The organism is Amycolatopsis sp. A133, assembly GCF_031082405.1.
Lineage (GTDB): Bacteria > Actinomycetota > Actinomycetes > Mycobacteriales > Pseudonocardiaceae > Amycolatopsis.
The window spans coordinates 237756-261732 of the sequence record NZ_JAVHJU010000076.1 but is presented as its reverse complement, the minus strand read 5'-3'; the positions used below and the strand labels follow the sequence as shown (position 1 = coordinate 261732).

At 75.5% G+C, this 23977-nt stretch carries 10 protein-coding genes (1 of these 10 running past the window's edge); 9 read left to right on the top strand and 1 reads right to left on the bottom strand.

Annotation, left to right across the window (positions count from 1 at the left end; all coding sequences use genetic code 11):
• Positions 1 to 13 precede the first annotated feature (13 nt).
• Genes Q5425_RS44805 through Q5425_RS44795 form a run of 3 tightly spaced genes read left to right on the top strand, consistent with a single transcriptional unit; the run spans position 14 to position 2936 of the window.
• Positions 14 to 2251, top strand: a complete 2238-nt coding sequence (locus Q5425_RS44805) for a hypothetical protein (RefSeq protein WP_308678556.1) — start codon at positions 14 to 16, stop codon at positions 2249 to 2251.
• Between the two features lie 2 nt (positions 2252 to 2253).
• Positions 2254 to 2760, top strand: a complete 507-nt coding sequence (locus Q5425_RS44800; RefSeq protein ID WP_308678555.1) for a type VII secretion system-associated protein — start codon at positions 2254 to 2256, stop codon at positions 2758 to 2760.
• The gene (locus tag Q5425_RS44795; RefSeq protein ID WP_308678554.1) at positions 2757 to 2936 is read left to right on the top strand and encodes a hypothetical protein; all 180 of its coding nucleotides are present in this window, start codon (positions 2757 to 2759) and stop codon (positions 2934 to 2936) included. The genes Q5425_RS44800 and Q5425_RS44795 overlap by 4 nt, the downstream gene beginning before the upstream one ends.
• 74 nt (positions 2937 to 3010) lie before the next feature.
• Here the strand turns inward: Q5425_RS44795 and Q5425_RS44790 are convergent, their stop codons facing one another.
• Positions 3011 to 5854, bottom strand: a complete 2844-nt coding sequence (locus Q5425_RS44790; RefSeq protein WP_308678553.1) for an AAA family ATPase — start codon at positions 5852 to 5854, stop codon at positions 3011 to 3013.
• A 174-nt stretch (positions 5855 to 6028) separates the two neighbouring features.
• Here Q5425_RS44790 and Q5425_RS44785 point away from each other — a divergent pair, with 174 nt between their 5' ends.
• From Q5425_RS44785 to Q5425_RS44760, 6 genes are all read left to right on the top strand, one after another.
• Positions 6029 to 8425 carry a right-handed parallel beta-helix repeat-containing protein gene (locus Q5425_RS44785; RefSeq protein ID WP_308678552.1) on the top strand — a complete coding sequence of 799 codons (2397 nt, stop codon included), beginning with the start codon at positions 6029 to 6031 and terminating at the stop codon, positions 8423 to 8425.
• A gap of 61 nt (positions 8426 to 8486) precedes the next feature.
• Complete coding sequence (locus Q5425_RS44780) at positions 8487 to 10970, top strand: hypothetical protein (protein ID WP_308678551.1); 2484 nt, start codon at positions 8487 to 8489, stop codon at positions 10968 to 10970.
• 26 nt (positions 10971 to 10996) lie between these two features.
• Positions 10997 to 12343, top strand: a complete 1347-nt coding sequence (gene mycP / locus Q5425_RS44775; RefSeq protein ID WP_308678550.1) for a type VII secretion-associated serine protease mycosin — start codon at positions 10997 to 10999, stop codon at positions 12341 to 12343.
• Complete coding sequence (locus tag Q5425_RS44770; protein WP_308678549.1) at positions 12343 to 12780, top strand: YbaB/EbfC family DNA-binding protein; 438 nt, start codon at positions 12343 to 12345, stop codon at positions 12778 to 12780. The genes mycP and Q5425_RS44770 overlap by 1 nt, the downstream gene beginning before the upstream one ends.
• Positions 12773 to 13117, top strand: coding sequence for a WXG100 family type VII secretion target (locus Q5425_RS44765; RefSeq protein ID WP_308678547.1), 345 nt, complete (start codon positions 12773 to 12775; stop codon positions 13115 to 13117). The genes Q5425_RS44770 and Q5425_RS44765 overlap by 8 nt, the downstream gene beginning before the upstream one ends.
• 42 nt (positions 13118 to 13159) lie before the next feature.
• Positions 13160 to 23977, top strand: partial view of a protein-glutamine glutaminase family protein gene (locus Q5425_RS44760; protein ID WP_308678546.1) — the 5' portion only. 36309 nt of this gene lie beyond the right edge of the window; the window shows 10818 of its 47127 coding nt (coding positions 1-10818); its start codon is at positions 13160 to 13162; the stop codon falls past the right edge of the window.

The window sequence follows — 23977 nt, the reverse complement described above, 5'->3', positions numbered from 1 at the left end:
GAAGGCGAACCCGATGTCGCTTCTCAAGGTGCCGCGCTTCGGACGGCGCAAGGCCGGCGTGTCCACCCGGCGGGTCGGCGAGGCGCTGGTCGTCCACGGCCCCGCGGGCATGACGGCGCAGGCCGGCCGGCTGGCGTCGGCCCTGCCCGCCGAAGCCGGGCGGACGCTCGTCGTGGTGGACTTCCCCGCCGATGCGCCGCCGGAGCACTGGAAAGCCCTGGCGACGGCCGTCGCGGGCGACCGGTGCCCGGTCCGGCTGTTCCCCGCGGAGAAGACCGGCGAAGTGCCCCTGGACGCCGTGCAGTGGCTCGCCGATCGGATCGGTCAGCCCGTGCTCTGCCCGGACGGTGCGCTGCCGGGCTCGACCGGCGTGGTGTTCCTGCCGCCGTCCACCGGCCGGGGCTGGGCGGTGTGCGCGCCGGATCAGGAGCCGGAGTGGCGGGGGCGGCGGTTCCCGGTGCCGGAGTGGGAAGAGCCGGCCAACACGACTCCGGCCCGGGTGGGGGAGACCACGACGGCCGAACCGCTGCCCGCCGGGCTGTGGCTGCGCACCGACGGCCGCGACGACTGGCTGGAAGCCGGGCGCGCGAAGCTCACCCGCTGGCTGTCCGTTTCGCCGCGGGAGTTCACCGTCGTGCTGGGCGCGCACGGGACACCGCCGCTGCCGCTGACCGACGTCGTCCGGTGGTGGGCCACCGTCGCGCCGGAAAACCGGGCCAGGACCCGGTTCTTCTGCTTCGGCGAGCTCGCCGGGGCCGGTTCCGCCGCGCCCGGGCAGGCCCTGGCCGACGCGCTCGGCGAAGAAGTCGTGTGCCACGGCGGCCTGCCGGCCGGCCGGCCCGACGCGCCGGAGGTGTTCGCCCTGCGGGAAGACGGGTCCCACGGCATCCGCACCTTCGCCGAACAGCTGGCGTTCCGACCCCGGCGCGACCCCGGCGCCGACGCACCGGTGCCGCGGGTGCGGCGCGCGCGGCGTCCCGGCGACGGCCTGACCGAGCTGCGGCCCGGCGTCTACCAGCACGAGTCCCTCGCGGTCGTCGAGGTCGTCCAGGCGGGGCTGTGGGTGCGCACGCCGGACGAATCCGGGCAGGCCGGCGACATCCGCACCACCCCGCCCGACCCGGCCGCGCTCCTGGTGTTCCACGACCCCGCCGACGACGACCTCGTGGCCCGGGTGCTCGGCCCGCTGCCGGACAAGGACCGGGCCGCGGTCCGGCCGGTCCCGGTCAGCACCCCGGTCGGCTCGCCGCCGGTGCCCTTCGGCGCCGACCTGACCCGGCCGCTGACCCCGCTGCCCCGGCTGTCGAGGCTGCTGCAACGGCAGACCGCGGGGTCCGTGGCCGTCGCGCCGGAGCGCCGGTCCGCGGTCGGCGCGCGGCCGGCCCCGGACGACGACGCCGTGGCCGTCACCACGAAGATCCGCTACCCCGCCGTCGCGACCCTGCCCGCGCCGCGGCCCGCGTACGCCGAGACCGTGGCCGCGCAGCCCACGCCGGAAGTGCGCGCCTGGCCGCTGCCGGAGGGGTTCCGTGCGGACCGCGCCGTGGTGCGCACGGACCGCGAGGCCGCTTTCGACGCGTTGTCGGACCGCGTCGGCGCCGTCATGCGCCGGTTCTCACCCGGTCGCCCCGTGCCCGAGAGCGCACTGACCGCGGCCGTCGCCACCGGGCTCTACCTGGCCTCGGCCGACCCGGACGTCGACGCGGCGCTGCGGGCCGGCACCGCCGGGCCGCACCTCGACTTCGGCCGGTGCGTGGCCGCGGGCCTGCAGAAGCTGCCCGGGCACCGCAAGGCGACCGCGACGGTGCTCGACCCGGGCTCGCCGGTGTGGTCGCTGCTCGAACCGGGCACCGTGCTGCGCGAGTGGGGGTTCTTCCACACGCGCACCTGTCTCGGTCCGGTCGGCGGCGGCTCGACCGACCTGGTGGTCTGGTCGCTCACCGGGCGGCTGACGGCGTCGCTCGAGCCCGAGGACGACGGCGTCGCCGACCGCGTCGTGTTCCCGCCCGGCACGGGCTTCAAGGTCCTCGAAGCCGTCGAGCCGGCCGGAGCGCAGCGCGGCCGGATCCTGGTGCGCGAGCTGGCGCCCGCCGAAGCCGGAACGGCCACCGGCCGCGACGACCTCGTCCGGGCCGCGTTGCGCACGTTCACCGACCGCGGCACCCGGGCGCCGGCCCCGGTCCCGTCGGCGCAGGCGCACCGGTTCGGCCGGGTGCCCGGCGTCGACGCCGCGCCGGACGGGCAGGTGTGAGCGTGGCCGGCGAGCTGCTGCTGCTGTTCGACCCCGCGTTCACCCTGGACGGGCAGGAATCGGTGCCGGAGCACGTGGTGCTGGGCGCGTGGCTCGTCGACGAAACGGGGACGCCCAGCCGCTTCCACCCCAACCCGCACTACCGGCCCAGCTCGCCGGACTCCCCGCTCGACCCGGTGGACGCGGTGCTGCGCGCGCTGGCCGGCGGCGAGGACGTCGCGGACCGGCTGCCGGTGGTGCTGCGCGACACCGTCCTCGGCATCGCCACGGCCGGGGACGGCACCGCGCTGGTGCGGCCGGCTCCCGACGGCGTGCCGTCGGTCCAGGTGGCCACCGCCCACGGCCACCGCGCCCGGGTCGGGGACGCCGTCCGCTGGCTGGACGTCACGGTCGAGGAACTCGCCGTCGCCCTGCCCCCGCACGGCGTGGACGTGCTGCTGAACCCGGGCTCGCCCGCGTCGATGCGGCTGCTCGCGGACGCGGTCCGGGAACTGGCGCAGCCGGCTTGAGCCGCGTCGCCAGCTCCACCCGGGCGGACTACGCGGCGGCCGCGGCCGCCGGGCTCACCGGCGAGGGCCACGAAGGCGAGACTTACGAGCTCGCCGGGGACGTCGCCTGGTCGAACCGCGAACTCGCCGCCGAATCGGCCAGTCCACCGGCCGCGCGAGCACGCCGATCGGCGTGACGGTGGCCGAGGTCGTCGGCTCGCTCTGAACCACTGCACGGCGGGGAGCCTCCGGGTGAGGCTCCCCGCCGGCGTCACCCCGGCCGGCCGGGCTTGCGCTGCGAAACGCTGTTCTCCCGCAACGGGGCGAGCTCGCCGTTGACGATGGCGGTGGACAGCTCGATGCGGGAGCGGTACCCGCTGCGGGTGAACAGCCGGCTCAGCCGGCCTTCGACGCTCTTCTCGCTCGTGCGCAGCGCCGCGGCGATCTGCTTGTTGCTCAGCCCTTCCGCGGCGAGGGTGGCGAGCAGCCGTTCGTTCTCGGCGACGGTGTTCCGGCGGCCGGGGACGACGACGCCGTGCTCCCGCATGAGGGTGCGGGTTTTCGCGCGGTGCAGCAGGTCCCCGGTTCCGCCCATCAGCTCGTAGGCCTCGCCGAGCAGAGCCGGCTCGGCGACCCCGTGCTTGACCAGCCGGGCGAGCACGACCGGCAGCTCGAAGGGCTGACCGCGGTCTCGCGCCAGCGCGAGGCAGTCGGCGGCCGCGGCGGGATCGTGCGTCACCACCGCCCGGGTGAACCGCGCGGCCACCGCGGCACGGCCGGTGGGCAGCGTCCGCGCCAGCCGCTCGGCGGCCACCAGGCAGCGCTGGGCCGTCGCCCGGTCACCCGCGTCGAGGGCGAGGTCGGCCAGCTCCGCGTAGGCGTCGTCGCAGCCGGCCACCAAACCGCGATCGGCGGCGGCGGCCAGCGCGGCCGTGAGCCGGCCGGCGGCGCCGCGGGCGTCACCGAGGGCGCGGTCGAGCTGCGCCTCGGCGAAGGCGGGCAGGTGGGCGAGCACCGAAGGGGTCTCGGCGGCCGCGGTCAGCAGCTCGCGCGCGGTGGTGAGCCGGCCTTGGCGGACGAGCGCGGAGACGGCGGCGTGCACCATCCCGGCCGTCGCGGCGCCGGACCCGGGCACCGACCGGCGTGCGACGCTGCGGCAGGCGAGTTCGGCGGCGTCCCGGAAGTCCCCGCGCAGGACCGCGGCCATCGTCCGGTTCGCGGCGCCGGTATCGGGCCAGGCAGCGTGTTCCTCGGTCAGCAGCCGTTCGGCGCGCCGCAGTTCGCCGTTGACGAGCAATCCGGTGAGGTGCGCTTCCCGGTGACCGGCGCGCCGGCCGGCGACATCGGGCCACCGGTCCCGTTCGCGGAGACTGCGCTCGAACGGTTCGGCCCGGCCTTGCCAGAGGGCACCGAGCGTCCGGATCAGCTGCACGGCCACCGCCTGCGGCCGCGGGCTGAGGTCGGCGGCTTCGATCGGAATTGGTGGCTGTTGCGGGGGGTCGCCGGGGGCTCCTGCCCGGTCCGTGGTTTCCGCCGAACCCCGGGTCCGGTCCGCGGAACCGGCCGCGTCGGCCCACCTCTCCGCTTCAGGCCAGCGATCGAGCAGCGCGCACGCGAGCGCCCTGAGTGCGGTGTGGGCGGCGGGGTCGCCAGGAGGCTGCTCGTGGCCGTCGGCGATGGCGCGCACCGCCGCGAGGTCGCCGGTTCCGTTGAGCCCGTGCAGGAACAGCGCGCCCGCCTCGAACCCGTCGGCCCCTTCGGCGAAGGCGAGCCGGATGGTGCGCAGGCCCGCCTCGTGGCCGCCGTGCCGGTGGTGGGCCGCCGCGAGCGCCACGAGCACCTCCGCGCGCTGTGCCCGGTCGTTCGCGAGCCCGGCCGCGGCGGTGAGCCGGCGCAGTGCCGCCCCGGGCTCCCCGGCCGCGGCGGCGTGGCGGACGAGCTCGGCCGCCGCCCGCGCCGGATCGACCAGGCGGCCCGCGCCGGCGAGCAAGTCCGCCCGGTGGCCCGCGTCGGCGCAGGTCGCGCTGCCGTCCCACAGGGCTTCGACGGCGCCCGCGGCCAGCGCCCGGCGTTCGTACGGCCCGCAGGCCGCCGCCAGCGCGCTCGCCAGCAGCGGAACGGGGAACCGCCAGCCCGCCTTTCCGCGGTGCAGGATCCCCGCCGCGCGCAGGACGTCCAGGCGCCGCAGCACTTCTTCCGCGCTCGTGCCCAGCGCCTGAGCGGCGAGCCGGGGCGCGGCCGGGCCGAGCGGGCTCAGCAGCGCCATCGCCTTCGCCGCGTCCCACGCCTCGGCGCCCAGTTCGCGCACCACCCGGACGTACTCCCCGGAAGGCCCCGGCTCCCCGGCCGGCGTGGCGGGCACGAGGTACGCGGTCCGGTCCACCACCCGGATCGCGCCACGCCGCCGCAGCTCCGCCAGCGCATCGGTCACGGCCGCCGGCACCCCACGGCTCAGCGCGCGCACGTGCTCGGCGAGCGCCGCGTCGGGGGTGGCCCGCAACGTTTCGCGCAGCCGGCCGGCCAGCGCCGTCCCGGTCAACGGCGGCAGGCGCAGGGTGGTCACCAGGTTCTCCGCCCGGAGCCGGACCAGCACCTCCGGCCCGTACCGGGCCGCGGCCCGGGTGACCGTGCCCGGCTCCGGCGGAACCCGCAGCGCGCCGACGCACGTCAGCGTCGGCCCGGCCGCCATCCGGACCAGCGCCTCCAGCACCGCCAGCGAGTTCCGGTCGATCCACTGCAGGTCGTCGAGCAGCAGGACGGTGCCGTCGCCCGTGCGGCGCAGGGCCGCGGCGGCCGCGCGGGCGGCGCGCAGTGCCACCGCCGGGTCGTCGGCCGCGCCGTCGACCGGGCCGATCGTCGCCCACGCGGGCTCGCCGCGTACGGGGCCGCGCAGGCGGGTCGCCGAACTCGCGCCACCGCCGTCCGGAGAAACGGCGAAGCGGGCCGGGACGACGTCGCCGTCCGAGGTGAACCTCAGCGCCGAGACGTGCCGGCCTTCGGCTTCGCGGCGTTCGCCGAGGCGGGCGAGCAGGGTGGTGCGGCCGGTGCCCGCGAATCCGGTGAGCAGGACCAGCGGGGTTCCGGCCGCGGCGACGGCGTCGAGAACGTGCTCCACCCCGCCATCATCGGCACGCGGCGGCCGGGAACCGGGGCGGGGAAGGGACGTTCGTCGGCGATCGTGCCCGAAAGTCCCCGGATTCCGCCGCCGCGGCCCGGGATAGAGATTTTGTTGAGTCGCGAGTGGTCGGGTGGGGCCCGGACCGGCGTGACGACGAAGGAGAGCCGCAGCGTGAGCCAGAACGTCATCATGGTCACCCAGACGCCGGGGCACGGGTACCGGCGCATCGGTGACGCGGTGGCCGGAGCACCCGAGGGCGCCCTGATCGTCGTGGGACCGGGCCGCTACGCCGAAAACCTCGATCTGTCCAAAGCGGTCACCATCACCGCCGAAGACGGCGCCGGCACGGTGACGGTGTTCGCCCGGACCGGCGTCGCGGTGGCCCTCAACGCCGCTTCCGCCGCGCTGTCGGGCATCACGGCCGTCTCCGCGGACGCCGACAACCCCGCGGTCTTCGTGGCCCGAGGGCAGCTCAGCCTCACCGAATGCACCCTGGAAGCCGCGGGCTGGTCCACGGTCTTCGCCTCCGGCGAAGGCACGATCCTGATGCGCGGCTGCGAAGTCCGCAACGGAACCGGCGCCGGCGTCGTGGTCACCTCCCCGCACGGCGGGGTGCTCGAGTCGTGCCGGTTCGACGCCATGGGGACCTCGGCGGTCGTCGTCGCCGACGACGGCACGCTGCTGATGCGCGCGTGCACGGTGGACAAGGCGGCGGGCAACGGCATCTGCCTCAACGGCCGCGGCCGGCTGACCGTCGAGGACACCACCATCCGCGCCTCGGCCAAGCCCGCGGTCGCGGTCGAGCAGCAGGCGGCGATCACCGCCAAGCGGCTGACCGCGTCCGACGGCGACGGCATCGGCTTCTACCTTGCCAGTACCGGGGAAGTCACCCTCGAAGACTGCGTTGCCGAGCGCGTCGGCGGCGAAGGCGTCTTCGTCGCCGAAGGCTGCAAGCCGGCGTTGTCCGGCTGCCGGGTCCGCGCGACCGGGACGCGGGGTGTGCACTTCGCCGCGCGGTCGGGCGGCTTCGTCACCGACTGCGAAGTCTCGGACGTCGACGGGATCGGCGTCCACGTGACCGAGCGCTCCGCGCCGGAGTTCGACCAGCTCGCGATTTCCGGGTGCACCGGAGCCGGGCTCAAGGTGACCGACGCCGCCGATCCGTTCTTCCGCCGCCTGCGCGTGCGCGGCTCGGACGGCGCCGCCGTCGAAGTCGACGGCGGTGGCCGCGGCACCATGGAGAACGTCGAGATCGACGGCGGCCGGGCGGGCCTGCGCGTCGCCGGCGGCTCGCGGCTGTCGGCCAGCGGGCTGAGCGTGCGCAACACCACCGGCACCGGCGTGGAAGTCACCGAAGCGACGTTGTCGCTGGCCGACAGCGCGATCGACGGCGCCGGCGGCGACGGTGTCCACGCCGGACCCGGGGCCACGCTGTCGGTGCTGCGCTGCCGCGTGCACCGCAGCGCGGGTGCGGGCTGCCGGCTGGGCGAAGGCGCGTCGGGCACCGTGACCGAGTCCGAATTTTCGGACGGGGGATCGGACGGGATCACCTTGGAGACCGGCGAAGCCGTGCGCGTGGCGTCCTGCACGGTGCGGGACAACCGCGGCAGCGGCGTGCGCCAGCTGCGTCCCGGCACGGCGATCGAGGTGCTCGACCTGATCACCGCCGGCAACGCGAAACCGGACGCCTACGGGACTTCCGCGTCCGTCGAGGCCGCCGAACCGGTGCCACCGGCGGCGGCCGAGCGCCCGAAGCCCGCCGGTGACCCGCTCGCCGAACTGCAGAACCTGGTCGGGCTGGCCGGGGTGAAGCGCGAAGTGACGTCGCTGATCAACCTCAACAAGATGGCGAAGCGGCGTCAGGACGCCGGGTTGTCGGCCCCGCCGATGGCCCGCCACCTCGTGTTCGCCGGCGCTCCCGGCACCGGCAAGACGACGGTCGCGCGCCTCTACGGCCAGGTGCTCGCCCAGCTGGGGGTGCTGCGCGAAGGGCACCTCGTCGAGGTGGCGCGCGCGGACCTCGTCGCGCAGATCATCGGCGGCACCGCGATCAAGACGACCGAGGCGTTCACCACCGCCCTCGGCGGTGTCCTGTTCGTCGACGAGGCCTACACGCTCAGCTCCGGGCAGGGCGGCAGCGGACCCGACTTCGGCCGGGAGGCGATCGACACCCTGGTCAAGCTGATGGAGGACCACCGCGAGGACGTCGTGGTCATCGCGGCCGGCTACAGCACCGAGATGCAGGCGTTCCTCTCGGCCAACCCCGGCATGGAGTCCCGGTTCAGCCGGACGATCGAGTTCGCCAACTACACCGCCGACGAGCTCGTCACCATCGTGCGGTCGCAGTGCGCGAAGCACGACTACCACCTCGAAGACGCCGCCGCCGAGGCGCTGCGGGAGCACTTCGAAGCCATCCCGAAGGACGGCACGTTCGGCAACGGCCGCACCGCGCGGCGGGTCTTCGAGCGGATGACCGACCGGCAGGCGTCCCGCCTGGCCGAATCGCCGTCGGTCACCGCGGCCGACCTGACCCTGCTGACGGTCGAGGACCTCGAACCCAGTGCCTGAACCGACGTCGCCCGGGAGCTCGCCACCGCCCGGCGGGCGCACCCCCGAAGCAGGAGGCGAAATGACCAGCACCGCCCGGCCGCGGGCCGAGGCCTTCGCCGTCGACCGGCGCGGCCCGGACCTGCTGATCCGGCGCCCCGGTGAAGCGGAACCGCCCGGCCGCCCGGCGCTCGTGCCGGGCCACGCGTTCGTGCGCGTGTCGGCCGCGGCGGCGGCGGAACCCGCGTTGGTGACGGCCCTGCCGTCGCTGCTGCACCGGCACGTCGTGGCCGGCGGCGACGTCCGCACCGTGCGCATCGGCGTGCCGGACCTGGGCGCGGACGCGCTCGTCCCGCAGGCGCTGGCCGACGCGCTGGACGTCGAAATCCTGGCCCCGGAAGGGGACTTCTGCGCCGACCCCGGTGCCGCCCTCTACGCGGCCGGCGGCTGGCGGCGCTTCCGGCCCGGGGCGTCGCCGTCCCCCGGCGGGCACCGGCACCCGGTACCGCCGTGGGAAGCGGGGCTGCCGGCCGAGGCGATCACGGTGGGCGGGGTGGTGCTCGAGCCGGTCCCGGCGGGCGTCCGGGTCCGCGGCGCCGCCGAACCCCCGGCGGCACCGGACGGCCCGGCGTTCGCGGTACCGGCCGACCCGGCCGCGGCGGCCGTCGTCGTGGGCGCGGGCGGCCGCGTCCCGCCGCCGGCCGACGTCGCCGCGGCGGCCGCGCGCCTGCCGGAAGGGCCCACGCGGCTGGTGGTGCTGCCGTCGGCGGCCCGCACCAGTGCGTGGCTGAGCGAGTTCGCGAAGGCGCTGGGCCGGGACGTGGTCGTGGCGGCCGCTCCCGCCGCCGGCCGGGGCGAGGGGCGCTTCGGCCCGTTCGCGTCGTTGCTGCGGCAGCGGCCGGACGGCGGCCAGGAGGTGGCGGAGGCGGCACCCCCGCCGGGCCGCTGGCGGCGCCGCGGCCGCACGGGCTACCGCCTGGGCGCGGTGGAGGCGGACGTGGTGCCGTCGGGTCTGGCGTTGCGCACGGGCCGCCCCGACCCGGCGGCGGACCGGGCCCCGTCCGACCCGCGGGGCTGGACCCTGCACCTGGGCACTCCGGGTGAGCGCCTGACCCCGGAGCTCTTGGCGGCGGCGGAGGAGATCCTCGGCGAGCTCACCCCGCAGACCCGGGCGGCGGCCTGGTTGAGACTGGCGGGAACGTTGGACGACGGCGCGAGGGCCCTGCTGTCGGCCCGCCCGTCGGCCGCGGTCCGCGGCACCCGCGCGGCGGCGAGCACCCGGCCACGGACGGGCTCCGGTCTGGTGCCTGGTTTTGCTGCTGCGCAGGGGATGCCGCGCGGCGAGGGTTTGCGACCGGCGGGGGCGGCTTCCGATGCGCAGGGGAGGCCGCGTGGTGAGGGTTTGCGGCCGGCGGAGGCGGCTTCCGAAGCCACGGTGAGGATCACGCGGCCCCCGCAGTCCCCGGCTCCGGCCGGAACGCCCGCCGAATCGAAAGCCCCGGCGGGGGAGCGCCCGCAGCCGGGACCCCTCGCGCCGCCCTCGCTGCTGGTCTCCGGGCCGCCGGTGTCCACCGTCTCCGGTGCCCCCGCGCCGCCTCCCGAGACCAAGCCCGAGACCAAAACCGAGACCAAGCCCGCCGAAGCCGAACCCGCCGAGCCGCCGGCAGCCGAGCCGGCTCCACCGGCGGAAACCCCCGTCGCCGAGCCGCCGGTGGTGTCCGGCCGGGAACTCGTCGTCGCCGACCGCGCGAGCACTCCCGCCGAGCAGGCGCGCTTCACCGCCGCGGCCGGGGAGGCCTACGGGGAAGCGCTCGCCACCGTCAACGCCGCGCTGGCGACCTGGCCGTCCATGCGCCAAGAGGAAGCCGTGGCCAAAGCCGACTACGTGGCCGTCTGCCTCTACCTCGGCGGTGGCGCGGGCAGCTCCGCCGACCTCGGCGCCGCCGTGCGCGCCGGCAGCGCCGGTGAGCTCGACGGTCAGCTGCCGTGCCTGGTGTCCGGGCTGCGGCGGCTGCCCACCCACCGGCGCGCCGTGCTCCGGCAGGGCCGCGCCGGGCAGCCGCCGGAAGGGACGGCCGCGCCCGGGACCGTGCTCACCGAGCCGGGATTCCTCGTCGGCAGCACCGACCTCGACGTCACCGTGCCCGACGCCGGCCTCGACGTCCTCATCTGGCCGGCCTCGGCCCGGCGCACCTCGGAGCTGCGCATCGGCCCGCCGGTGAACGAGGTGGTGTTCTTCGCCGGCGCGCGCTTCAAGGCGCTGGCCGTGCGCACCGTCCCACCCGACGGCGAGCCGGCGGACGACACCCCGGCCGCGCCTCGCGTGGCCGCGTTGTTCCGCGAGCTCGCCCCCGGCGAGCAGGCGCCGGCGTCCGGGGAGCTCGACGAACGCGACCTCGCCGCGCTGGCCAAGCTCGACCAGGCGCTCGACCGGCGCCGCCGCGGCGCGTTGCGGGTCGTCGACGAGCCCGACGTCGTGGCCCGGATGACCACCTCCCTGCTCGAGTGGCGGGCGGACACGACCGCCCGGGCCACGGCGAACCACACCGCCACCTTGGCGTCGTGAGCGATCCGGAAAGGACAGTGGCGACGATGACGGGGAAAGCCGGACGGCGTCCGGCGCGCTGCCTGCTGGCGGCCGGTCTCTTGTGGACAGTCCTGCCCGCGGCACCGGCCGCGGCCCAGCAGGCGCCCGCACCGCTGCCCGCGGAGCAGCTGGGCTGCCTGCCGCCGCCGGTCAGCGCGGAACCCGGTGTGCCGTGGGCGCAGCAGCGGCTCGTGCCGGAGCGCGTGTGGCCGCTGACCAAGGGCGCGGGCGTGACGGTCGGCGTGGTCGACACCGGCGTCGACGCCCAGACCCCGCAGCTGGCCGGCGGCCGGGTGCAGCGCGGGCAGGACGTCGCCAACCCCGGCGGCGGCCCCGCGGACGCGGACTGCTTCGGGCACGGCACCTTCGTCGCCGGCATCATCGCCGCGGGCGCGCGGCCGGACACCGGGTTCGCCGGGATCGCGCCCGAGGCGACGATCCTGCCGATCCGGTGTGCCACCCTCACGCCGGACGGCTCGCCGCCGGTGCTGACGGCCGTCCAGATGGCCGACGGCATCCGCGCCGCGGTCGACGGCGGCGCGCGGGTGGTCAACATCTCGGCCAGCACCAACGTCCCCGACCCGGAACTGGAGAAGTCGGTCCAGCACGCCGCCGACCGGGACGTCGTCGTCGTGGCCTCCGCGGCCAACAGCGCCCAGCAAGGCGATCCGGTCACCTACCCCGCAGCCTTCCCCGGGGTGCTCGCGGTCGGCGCCGTCGACGCCACCGGCAAGAAGGCGGACTTCTCCCAGACGGGCGGCTTCCTTTCCCTGGTGGCGCCCGGGGTCGGCGTGACGAGCGTCGGCCCCGGCGGCGCCGGGCACTGGCTGGGCAGCGGCACCAGCTACGCGGCGCCGTTCGTCGCGGGCGTCGCCGCGCTGGTGCGGGCCTACCACCCGCAGCTGTCCGCCGCGCAGGTCAAGCGCCGCCTCGAACTGACCGCCGACCACCCGGCGGCGGCGCTGCCCGATCCCGGGTTCGGCTGGGGCACGGTGAACGCGGTGGCGGCCGTGACGACCGTGCTGCCGGAGGAGACCGGCGGGCTCGGCCCGGTCGTCACGCCCGCGCCCGCACCGGTCCCGCCGGTGCCGCCGGTCGCGGGCGCCGGGGCGACCGTGGCGCTCGCCGCCGCGGTCGCGGTTCCCGTCGTCGCCTTGGTGGCGTTGCTGTTTTCCCGGCTCCTGCGCGGGGCGCGCACGCGGCGCTGGCTGCCCGCGCGCGTCGCCGAGGTCGCTGGTGCGCCGGGGCAGGAACCTTCGACGAACAACCGTTCCCGCCCCGGATCCCTTGGGGCGGCGAACGGGAATTTGAGAGCGTGGCGGAAGCACTCGGCGGAAGGGCTTGGTGAGTGATGTTCCCGGACGGATTGTTCGACGGCGGCGGCGTGGAAGAAGCGATGGCCGCGTTGGAACGCGAACGCGAAAAGCTGGGCAAGCTCAGCGAATTGTGGCGGGACGCCCGGACGACGGTCCGGGCCAAGGACCAGTCGCTGTCGATGACGTTCGACGGCCGGGGCGAACTGGTCGAATTGGTGTTCAACGAAGGGAAGTACCGCTCGCTGGCGCCGGCGCAGCTGGCGAGCGTGGTCGTGGAGACGCTGCAGCGCGGCAAGGCCGAATCCCTGGCGAAGGTGGCGGAACTGATGGGCACGAGCGGTCCGTCGGGCCTCGACTACGGCGCGGTGGCCTCGGGGAAAGCGGATCCGCAGGCCCTGCTGGAATCGCTGATTTCGCCGATGCTCGACAGCGTGGGCCTGTCGCGCACCGACCGGGGTGAGCGCAATGGCTGACCAGTTCCGGCTCGATCCCGCCGCCGTCCGGGAAATGGTGCAGAAGCTGGGCACGGCGAGCTCCGACTTCTCCGATGCGGTGGCGAAGCTCGAACACACCCTGGACCGGTACGACGGTTGCTGGGGCGACGACAAAGCGGGCAAGAAATTTGCCCAGGGCTACGTGGAAAACGCCCGCCAGGTCCGCCAGGGACTGCACGACCTGCCCAAGAACGTGCACGAGCTGGGCGAGGGCATCACCAGCACGGTCACCGAGTTCCAGGGGCTCGACCAGGACAACGCGAAGCAGTACGACCACCAGCTCGCCGAATCCGTGCACCAGCAGGACGACAAGTAGCCGCAAGCTGTCGGCCGTCGCTGCGCTGAAGGGAGGTGGGCGGTGTTCGAATCGGGTGACGGGCCGGTGCACCCGCCCGCCAAACTGCAGAAGTTCCTCAAGGTCACGCTGGGGATGGAGTGGCCGGAGGGCAACGTCCGCAGCATGCGGGCGATGTCCCAGGGGTGGTCGGACATCTCCCACGCCGCGGCGGACTTCGAGGCGAAGGTGCGCGCCCGCGCGACCGACCTGGACCGGGCGATGGACGGCGAATACGCCGAAGCGATGTCCGAATGGCTGACCGGGACGGTGGCCTCGGCGCTGGATCAGCTGGAGAAGTACGCCGATCAGCTGTCGGCGTCGTTGCGCAACTCCGCGGCCGACGTGGAGAAGGCGCAGATCCTCATCATCGTGGCCGCGACGTTCGCGCTGGCCCAGGTGATCTTCCTGCTGGCTTCGGTGATCTTCGCGTGGATGGCGCCGGCGGTGGAGGCCGCCGCGCAGCTGACGCTGCGCATGATCATGCAGCAGCTGATCGCCAAGCTGACGTCGCTGTCGCTGGAGAAGCTGTCCTGGGAAGCGGTCAAGCAGCTGCTGATCCGGATCGCCCCGTGGGTCCAGTCGACGGCGATCGACATCGGCGTGTCGGCGGGGGTCGGCGCCGGCCTGATGGCGTCGGCGGACTACTTCACCCAGCTGGGACAGCACAAGAACCACCAGCGCGACCACATCGACGGCAAGTCGGTCGGTTACGCCGCGATCGGCGGCGCGATCGGCGGCGCGGCCTCGGGCGTGATGACCAGCGGCGCCCGGGTCGTGGTGTACGCGGCGAAGTCGGCGGCGGCGCAGTTCGGCAAGAAGATCCCGCGCGGCCTGGTCGTGCTGGGACACCTGGGTTACGCGACGGGCCAGGCCGCCTCGGTCGCGTGGAGCAACCCGATCGTGAACAAGGTGCTCCACAACCCGGACGCGTTCTGGGGCGGCATCCTGGGTGCGATGTCGGGCTACGGCCGTCCTCACCTGCCGGACCGGTCGGGCGGTGGCGAAGGCGGGATGAAGCTCGATGTCCCGGACCTGGCACCGCCGGAGCTGGCGAAGCCGGCATCCCCGGGCGGCGGCGAGGGGCCGCCGAAGCTGGTGATCCCACCGGCGGGCGAGACGCAGACACCGGGCGCGGCACCCACGGATGGTGCTTTGAACGGTCAGGCTCCGGCGGATGGTGCCTTGAACGGACAGGCCCCGTCGGACGGTGCTTTGAACGGCCAAACCCCGGAGCCGGGGACGGCCGGCCGGCCCTCGGCGAACGGGCAGACCCCGCTGGCGAGCGACCGCCCTTCGGCGGGCGAACAGGTTTCGCAGTCCCAGGGTGAGCAGCGTGCGGTGTCGCAGCCGGTCACCAGCGGGAAAACCCCGCTGGGCCAGCTGTTCACCCCCGCCGAGGCGCACCCGTCCACGAGCACCGACGGGCAGTCTTCGCCGGAGGCGACGAGCAGCCCGGCTTCGGGAACGATCGGCGGCCCGGTCGCACCGGGTCAGGAAAGCGGCCGGCCCGCGGGGGAGAGCGCGGCTCGCCCGGCTTCGGGGACGGCGGGCGGTCCGGTCCAGGATGCCCGCCCGGCCGGCGCGCCCGTCTCGCCGGGCGGCGAAGCCCGGCCCACGACGAGCACCACGAGCCAGCCGCCGGCGCAGGCCGCCAGCCCGTCGACCCAGGACACCCGCCCGGCGACGAGCACGGCGGGCCAGCCGCCGGCGGCGAGCCCGTCGGCCCAGGACACCCGCCCGGCCACGAGCGCGACCGGCCAGTCCGCGGACGGCCGCCCGGCCGCATCGGGCGGCGACACCCGCCCGGCGACCGGCGATGCCCGTCCGAGCACGAGCGGGTCGAGCCAGTCATCGGCGCCGACGAGCGGGGAGCCCCGCCCGAGCACCAGCGCATCGGGCCCACCTGCCCCCGCGGCCACGGGCGACGCCCGCCCGGCGGCAGGCCAGCCTTCGACCGCCGTGGGCACCTCGAGCGGCGACGCACGCCCCGCGGGGCAGCCGTCCGGTGGCCTGAACGGCGACGCCCGTCCGGGTACCGGTACGGCGGGGCAGCCCTCGACCTCCGTGAGTGGCTCGAGTGGTGACACCCGCCCGGGGGTGGCAGGTCAGCCTTCGTCGCCGGCGGGTGGGGAGGTGCGTCCGGGTGCGGCGAATCAGCCTGCGTCGCCCGTGGGCGGAGAGGTGCGCCCGGGTGCGGCGAATCAGTCTTCGGGTGCGACCGGCGGCGATGCCCGTCCCGGCCCGAACGTTCCGGGGCAGCCGGGACCCGCGGCGGGGGAGCAGGGGGGACGACCGGCTGCCGGTTCGCCGGTGGAACGTCCGGGCTCCGGTACGGCCGGTGTCGGGGACGGCCGTCCGGCCACGAGCACGTCCGCGCCTGCCGGTCAGCCGCCGGGGCAGCGGCCGGTGGCGCCGGTGGGGGACGCCCGTCCCGTTCCGGGAGGAGATCCGGCCCGTCCAGTCACCAGCGCCCCGGCGGGCCACACCCCGCAGCAACCGGCGCCGAGCCCGTCCGCACAGCCCGGCACCGAGCCCACCCGGCCAAGCGGCGGCGACACCGCGCGCCCAAGCGCGACCGACCCGGTCCGCCCGCCCGCCGACACCGCGCGCCCAGGCGGAAGCGACTCGGCGCGCCCGGGCGCCGAAGCAGGTCGGCCGACCACGAATGACGCCGGCCGCCCAAGCACGACTGACCCGGTTCGCTCGCCTGCCGACGCCGCCCGTCCGAACACGACCGACTCGGCCCGCCCGCCCGCCGACACCGCCCGTCCGACCACGATCGACCCGGTCCGCCCGCCCGCCGACGCCGGCCGCCCGACCACAACCGACTCGACCCGCCCGCCCACCGACACCGCCCGCCCGAACACCACGGACTCAACCCGCCCCACCACCGAGACCGCGCGCCCCAGTCACAGCGACGGCCCCCGGCCGTCCGAACGGCACAACGGGACCGATCCCGCCACGCGCCCCTCTCAGCTCCCGCGCACCGACTCCGGCCCGGCGCAACCCCACCGGCCCGGGAAAGACGACCCCAACACCGATCCCGCCGATGCCCAAGCCGCCGTCGTGGCCGCTCAGCTTGCCGCCGGCCGACCCGGACCGGCCGGGCACGAGGGCCACCCGCCCGCCGGCAACCCACCCGCCGCCGGCTGGTCGGCCGTGCGGGAGTCCGTTCCCGCCACCCGGCACCGGGGGGAACGGGTCGCCTCCGGTGGGACCACCGTGTCGCCGCTGCGGTTCGACGTGCGGCGCGGGCAGGTGGCGCCGAACCAGTGGGTGCGGGAGATCTCCGTGCCCGTCGACCTCGTCTCCTCCTCGGGACGGGTCGACGCCGGCGCGCGGCGGGCGCTGGCCGACGGGGTGCAGCGGCTGCTCGACGAACGGGTCAACGGGCGGCACCGGTTCGGGGACGGGGCCCGGCTGCACGTCGTCGTCGATGCGGCGACGCCGAACGGGCCGCCGCGGCCCGGGTGGGAGCACGATGGCTCCCGGCGGGTGCCCGTCGAGGTGGACGGAACCGCGCGGGACGGTCAGCTCACCTGGCGGCCCGGGGACCTCGACGCCGCGGTGGAAAAACTGCTGTCGCTCGCCGGGGTGGACGGGAACGGGCGGCTGCGGGCCGCGGACCTCGCGGCGATCGACGCCGCCATCCGGGACACCCGCGCCGAAGCCCCGGACCCGACGCCGGCGCCGAAGCGACCCACCGTGGTCGCGGACCCGTCGGGGGGTGTGGTGTGGCCGAACCGGTCCTCGGCGCTGGGCACGGCGTGGACGCGCGGCGCCGACGGGTGGTACCGCGCCGAGGCCCCCGGGGTGCTGGAGCGCGGCGGCGAGCGGACGGAGGTGCCCGAAGGGGCGCTGGCCGTGTTCGACGCGAGCGGCGACGTCCGGCACGTTGTGCTGGGGAACGGGGTCAGCTTCGAACGCGGCCTCGACGGCGGCTGGTCGCCGCCGCGGACGCGGCCCGGGGAGGTCCGGGCGCGCAAGACCGACGCGGTCGAACCGCTGCACCGCCCGGACGGGTCGCTGCTGGCCGAATTGCCGCCGGAGAGCGAAAAGGTCGTCGACCGCCACAGCGACGCGGAGAAAGTCGTGGCCTACCGGCAGCTGAAGGACGACGCCGGGAAGTGGCTGCCGCAGCCGCGCGTGTTCGTGCCCGCCGAAGGCGGCGGGTGGACCGAGCACGGCACCGGCGCGGTGGCGTACGAGGGCTGGCTGGCCGGCGCGAACAAGGCGCACGACGCGGCCCGGACGCTGTGGGACATCGCCGCGCGCTCCGGCCCGGAGGTCCCCGGCCACCGGAAGCTGACCGAAATCGGCGACGCCGAACTGGCGCAGCTGTACTCGCGGGGCCCGGAGGCGGACGCGTTCGCGGCGGTGTTCGAGCTGATCCGGCGCCGCAACGGGATCGCCCTGCGGTGGACGCAGGTGTCGGCGGTGCACGCCTTCGGCAAGGGCCAGGTGGTGAACATGGCCGCCGGCGAGGGGAAGTCGTGGCTCTTCTTCGCCCACGCGGCCGTGAACGCCGCGCGCCCGGACGTCGACGGCGTGCAGGTCACCACCACGCGGGGGAACCTGGCCGACCGGGAACTGCCGCACTACCTGGATCTGATGTCGGTGCTGGGGATCGACGTGCACCGGCTGAACCCCGACAAGCCGCCGCCGGGGCCGCGCGACGGCCGCCCGACGGTCTACCTCGGCACGGCCGAAGACGTCGGCTTCACCTACCTGCGGCACGAAACCCTGCCGGGGCAGAAGAACCCCGGCGACCCGACGGTGCTGACGGTCAGCATCGACGAGATCGACGAGGCACTGGTCTATTCGAACTCGCAGTACATCCTGAGCGAAGGCGTGCAGGGCGAAGCCACACCGGAGGTTCGCGCGCACGTCGAGTGGGCGCACGACCTGGTGCGTGACGGCGTGGACAGCGGCTGGCTGGACACGGCGGACTTCGGGCGCCGGGAAGGCCAGGCGGGCGGTCCCGCCCGGCTGAGCGGGCCCGGCCGGGAAAAGGTGGAACTGCTGCTCGGCCGTCCCCTCACCGAGGAGGAGGTTTCGCGGATCGACATGGCCGCGGCGGCCAAGTGGGAATACCGCGAGAACGTGCACTACGTGCAGCACGAAGGCAAGATCTACATCATCGACCAGACCACCCACAACGTGCTGTTCAACCCGGAGACCAGCTCCGAGAGCCGGTGGAACGGCGGGCTCGCGCAGGCGGTGGAGTTCGCGCACGGCCTGCAGATCCGCAGCGACTCGGCCGGCAGCAAGAGCGTCACCGCGCACGAGCTGCTGTCCAAAAAGGAGTACGGGCAGAAGACCGGGGCGTCGGGCACGGCCAACGGCCACGGCGAGGAGTTCGCTGGCAAGGGCATGTCCGCGGTGGTCGAAGACATGCCGCGCTACTACGAGTCGCGGCTGAAGAAGTCCGCCGACGTCGTCGCCGCCGACGAATCCGCCAAACTCGCGCAGCTGGCCCGCGACGTCCGGGCGATGCAGTCGCCGGACGGAACCCGGCAGCCGCAGCTGATCCTGGCCACCCGCAACGACCAGGTGGCCGCGGTGTCGGCACTGCTCGCCGAGCTGAAGGTCGAGCACGAGGCGATCGACGCGAAGTGGCAGCTGGAACAGGGCAAGAACCTCGACGAGGCGTTCAAGGGGATCATCGACGCGGCCGGCGCGCCGGGCAAGGTCCTGGTGATCAACATGCAGGGCGCGCGCGGGGTCGACATCACCACCACCGCGGAGGCCAAGGCGCGGGGTGACCTGTTCGTGCGGGTCACCGCGCACTCGGAGATCTCCGCCGACATCGACGTGCAGGCCGAAAACCGGGCCGGCCGCAGCGGGGGCGGCGGCGAGGTCGTGTACTACTCGTCGCCGAAGGACGAGATCTACCAGCTGTCGCGGCACCCGGACGTGCAGCAGGTGGTGATCAAGTACACCGACGCGCTCGCCGCCGGCGACACCCCGGCCCTGGCCGCGGCCGAACAGCAGCTGCGCGACCTGGTGGCCCCGCTGCAGCCCAACTCCGGGCACCCGACCGTCGACCTGGGTACGGGCCGGCCGAACGCCCCGCCCGCCGGCCCCGGCACCGGCACCGGCACGCGGGACGGCGCGCCGGAAACCCGGCCGCCGGAACATCCGAACGCCCGGCCCGGCGAGCCGATCGAGCTGACCTACCACGAGGGGCTCGCCGGTGCGTTGAACGCGGCCGAGGGTGAGTTCGCGCAGCGGTTGGCGGGGTGGCGGGCGGCGAACCCGGACGCGGTGCTGCCGGAGGCGGCCGTCGAGCGGATCCACGACGAGTTCGTCGCGGGCCGGGAACAAGGCTTCGAGGACCGGTTCGGTTCGCTGCGCACCGGCCGTGGTGCGGGGCAGGACGTCCGCGCGGCGTGGCAGTCCTGGCTGACCGACCCGGCCGGCGTGGCGGGGCTCGACGAGCGGTTCGCCCAAGCGGCCACGACGACGTCGCAGGCCGGCTTCGTCGACCGGGACGAAGATCAGCGGCGGGAGCCGATCGAGCTCACCTACCACGAAGGCCTCGCCGGTGCGCTCCACGCGGCCGAGCGGGAGTTCGCGCAGCGGTTCGCGGGGTGGCGGGCGGCGAACCCGGACGCGGTGCTGCCGGAGGCGGCCGTCGAGCGGATCCACGACGAGTTCGTCGCCGCTCGCGAGGAGGGGTTCGAGGACCGGTTCGGTGGGTTGCGCACCGGCCGTGGGGCGGGGCACGACGTCCGTGCGGAGTGGCAGACCTGGCTGGACCACCCGACCGGGGCACCGGACGACCTCGACGAGCGCTTCACCCACGCGGCGGCCCCGGGATCGACGCTGCCGGAATCGACACTGCCGGAATCGACACTGCCGGACTCGACACTGCCGGAACTCGCGCGAGACCTCGCCGGTGACGGTGTTGTGCTCGCCGAAGACGGTGCCGTCGCCGGCGCCGATGGGGTGAGCACCGGGCAGCTGCTCCCCGGGGTGGCCCGGGCGCTGCCCGCGGACGTGGCGGCGCAGTGGCAGCGCGCGCGGGACGTGCTCGGGGCGTCGAAGCTGCCCGCGTCCGTGGTCGGCGCGCTGTCCGTGCGTGCCGGGCAGCTGTTGTCGGACGCCTACCAGACCCAGACGTTCATCGCCCCGGTGAGCCCCGCGCAACGCGACCTCGTCGCCCGCGACCGCGTGTTCCGCACCATCGTCGCCGCCCGCCGCGTCCAGGACCACGTCGCCGGCCTCGACGTTCCCCAGGCCGAAGACCGGGTCACCGACCTGGCGCGGGAGCTGGCCGCGAGCGTCGGTGCACCGCGGACCCGCGGGGCACGCGGTGCCCGCAGCGACGCGGGCGAAGAGCCCGGCGGCAGCAGCGCGGAAGCGGGCGCCGCGGTCCTCGATCAGCTGCGCACCTGGCGGCCGACGGCCTGGGACGGCTCGCAGACGTGGCGCAGCCGGTTCGACGAGGTCCTTCCCCAGCTGCCGCCGGAGTACGCGGAGCCGATCGGGGAGACCCGCCGGACCGGCCCCGTCTGGGACCTGGTGCGGGCGTGGATGCGCGACATGGAAGGGGTGCGGCACCCGGGCACCGGCCGCCCGGTCACCGCACCGGACGTCCAGCGGCTCTCCGGCTTCGCACTTCCGCCCAAGTGGGCCAACGAAGTGTGGCGCACCGCCCGGCGGCAGGCCGCCGCCACGGCTCAGGCAGGCACGGCGGCTCAGCCGGGTGCCACGAACCCGGCCGCTCAGCCGGGCCCGGCGGCGGGCGCCACGAACCCGGCCGCCGGCCCCCGGAAGCTGTGGGAGGGCCACTTCACCAGTCAGTTCTCCGGCGTGGTGGCCCCGGAAGCGCTCGACTCGCTGGCCGGGCAGCTGGCCGCGGTGCTGGCCGAGCAGCGGGCCCGCGGGGAAGCCGGCCAGACCCCGGTGGACCTGCGGCTGGTCCTGTCCACCGCGGACAAGGGCGGCAAGCACCTGAAGACCGTGCTGCCCCGGCTCGCCGCCGCCCACACCCAGGTGCTGGACAGACTGGCCGCCGCCGGCGCGCACGACGTCAAGATCACCAAGGTCCTCCTGACGTCCCAGCCCGGGAAGGCGCGGCTCGAACTGGTCCGCCACCCGGACGGCGACCGGATGCCGCCGGCGCACTACCGGGACCTGACCTCGCTCGAGCTGACCCTGCTCAGCAACACGAACGAGCTGCCGGAAGTGCACGCGGACCAGCTGCGGCAGGTGGCGGCGGGCGCGGCCCGGCGCGCGAACGGCGCGCCGCTGCCGGTGTTCGTGTTCGAAGTGGGGCAGATCAAGAGCGACACGGGGGATGCGCAGGCCGAGCGCGAAGCGCACTTCCGGCGCCTGCTCGGGGAAGGGCTCGGCGACGGCCTCGTCCCCCGGGTGGAGATCCGCTACCGCGGTGCGGCCCGGCACGGGGAGATCCCGGTGCGCCTCACGCTCGCGGCGGCGACCGACACCGGCGAACCGTGGTCCGCCGGCCTGCAGAGCGCGAAGGAGGGAATCCACCCCCACGACCGGGCGCGGCTCGACGCCTGGCTCGACCAGGCGGCGCGGACGTCGCTCGAGCGGCACGAAGCCGACCGGCCCCCGGTCGACTTCCGGTTCACCGCGCACCACCACCCGGCGAAGACGGCGGCCGAGAAGCAGACCGTCGAAGCCGCCTCCGGCGAGGTTTTCCAGTACGTGAGCCGCCGGTTCGCCGAGCTGCTGGCCGGGTTGCCGGGCCGCCGCTCGCCGGAAGCCGGGCCGGCCGCGCTCGGGCTCACCTTCCCGGTGGGCGACCGGCCGTTGACCAAAGCCGAAACGAGCGCGGGCGACTACCGGACCGGGATCCTGCTGACGGTCCACCCCGAACCGCACCCCGGCTGGACGGCGGCCGACTACCGGCAGGCGCGCGAGCTGCCCGGCCTGGCCTTCGTCGAGGGAGCCGCCCGGCTCACCGACGCCGCGGTGTGGCAGGTGCGGCAGCTCGTCTCCGGAGCGGTCGGCCGAGCGGCCGGAGCCGCGCTCGCCGCCGGTGACCGGACCGCGACGATCGAACCGATCACGCTGGCCCCCGTGCGGATCGCGCGCGAGCCCGCCGCTCTGGGCGAAGAACGGCGGAAGTACCTGTCGGCCCTGGTTCGCGACCTGGTGCGGGAAGCCGTGGCGGAGGCCGGGAAGACCGCGGCCGGCACGGGCGGCTTCACCCTCCGGCCGCCCGTGGTGACCGTCGGGACGGGTGAGGTGCAGCCCAAGGGGCACCCGGTGGCCCGCGTCGCCGTCGGCGGAGCCGACCCCGGAGCCGGCCTGCGGAAGCGCAAGCAGGAGGAGTACCACGCCCGGAAGAAGCGGCTGACGGACGGCGAGGTGCTGGGGGACTGGTGGCAGCGGCCCGGCCAGGTCGGGCTGCAGTGGCGCGGCGCGGTGACCCTGCCCGAGCCGGACCGCGCGGCCCTCGTGCAGTGGGCGGGCGAAATCGTTCCCCTGCTGCGCGCGCGCGAGGCCGCCGGCCTCGAACCGCTCGCCATCGAGGTCGTCCGCTACCTGCAGCGCACGGGCGACCCCGCGGAACGACGCCGGGCGGCGGAAGCCGACCGGCAGCGCATCGGGAACCTGCTGGACGCGGCCGCGCGGCAGGCCGGCCTTTCCGGCCTCTTCGGCGGCCATCCGGCCCGGTTCGTCTCGGCCGTGACGCGCGGGCACCGCAACCACCGGTTCGGGATGGAGGTCTGGCTGCGGCCCGATCCCGGCGGCTCGATCGCGGGCTACCGCGCGGCCCGGGTGCTGGACCTGCCGTTCGAGCCGGACGAGGCGGAGCTCGCCCCGGTGGTGGGGTGGCGGCTGCGGTGGCTGCTCGAGGGCGCCGCCGAACGGCTCCGGGCGGCGGCCGACCGGCCGGCGCCGGTGACCGTGACGATCGAGCTGGTCTCCGGGCCCGGCGCGGAAGCGGTGGATCGCCTGCGGACGGCGTCGCTGAACCGGTTGCTGCAGGAGGTTTTCGGCGACGCGCTGGGCGACCGGGTGGTCGCCGACGTGCGGGTGCGGGAGGCCGCCGAGTGGCCGCGGAAGCTGACGGCCGCCTCGGTGGTCGTCGACGACGGGCCGGCGCCCGCGGTGCCGCGCGGCCTTCCGGCGCCCGGCCCGGCGCGCCTGGTGGTGCCGCCGTGGCGCGGCGAGCTGGACGTCGTGCCGCGGCGGAAGCTGCCCCGGGAGCGGCTGAAGGAGGCCCGGCGCCTCGACGAGCGCGCGCCGGCGGAGGTTTCGCTGCTGTCGCGGGACGACGAGGCGGGCCTGACGGCGTTCGTGCGGCAGCTCGCGACGCAGTGGAAGGCCGTGCGCGGCAAGGTCGGGATGCCCGACGTCCGGATCCGGCTCGCCCAGCCGTACTCCGTGGTCAAGTACGAAGACGACACGCTGGACTTCGTCGTCGAGCAGCTGCGCACGCGGCTGCGGGAAACCGGCGTCGACACCTCGGGGTGGAAGTTCACCGAGTTCATCTACCTGACGCAGTCGGCGCTGGTGCCGCGGGTGTCGGTGACGGTGCAGCCGACCCCGCTGGTGACCGCGGAGCAGGCCGCGGCCTCGCCGCGGTGGGAGGGCAGCTTCCTCGGCAAGTCGGCCGCGACCGAGACCACGGCGGTGATGCGGCCGGAGATGAACGAGCTCTCCCCGGCCGTCGAGTGGCAGCTGCGGGCCTGGCTGACAGCGGCCATCGGCGCCGGCACCCCGCTGCTGCTGGTCGAGGTGGTCGCCAAGGGCGTCAAGCAGTTCCACCAGCGGGTGGGCTCGATGCGGTCCGCGGTCTCGGCGGTGCTGCGGTCCATGCCGGACGGTCCCCGCGACGTCGACGCCTTCATC

What these genes read in the sequence shown, in the direction of transcription:
- Q5425_RS44805 (WP_308678556.1), top strand. Translation starts at nt 14, where the DNA reads ATGTCGCTTCTCAAGGTGCCGCGCTTCGGACGGCGCAAGGCCGGCGTG.
- Q5425_RS44780 (WP_308678551.1), top strand. Translation starts at nt 8,487, where the DNA reads ATGACCAGCACCGCCCGGCCGCGGGCCGAGGCCTTCGCCGTCGACCGG.
- mycP (WP_308678550.1), top strand. Translation starts at nt 10,997, where the DNA reads ATGACGGGGAAAGCCGGACGGCGTCCGGCGCGCTGCCTGCTGGCGGCC.
- Q5425_RS44770 (WP_308678549.1), top strand. Translation starts at nt 12,343, where the DNA reads ATGTTCCCGGACGGATTGTTCGACGGCGGCGGCGTGGAAGAAGCGATG.
- Q5425_RS44765 (WP_308678547.1), top strand. Translation starts at nt 12,773, where the DNA reads ATGGCTGACCAGTTCCGGCTCGATCCCGCCGCCGTCCGGGAAATGGTG.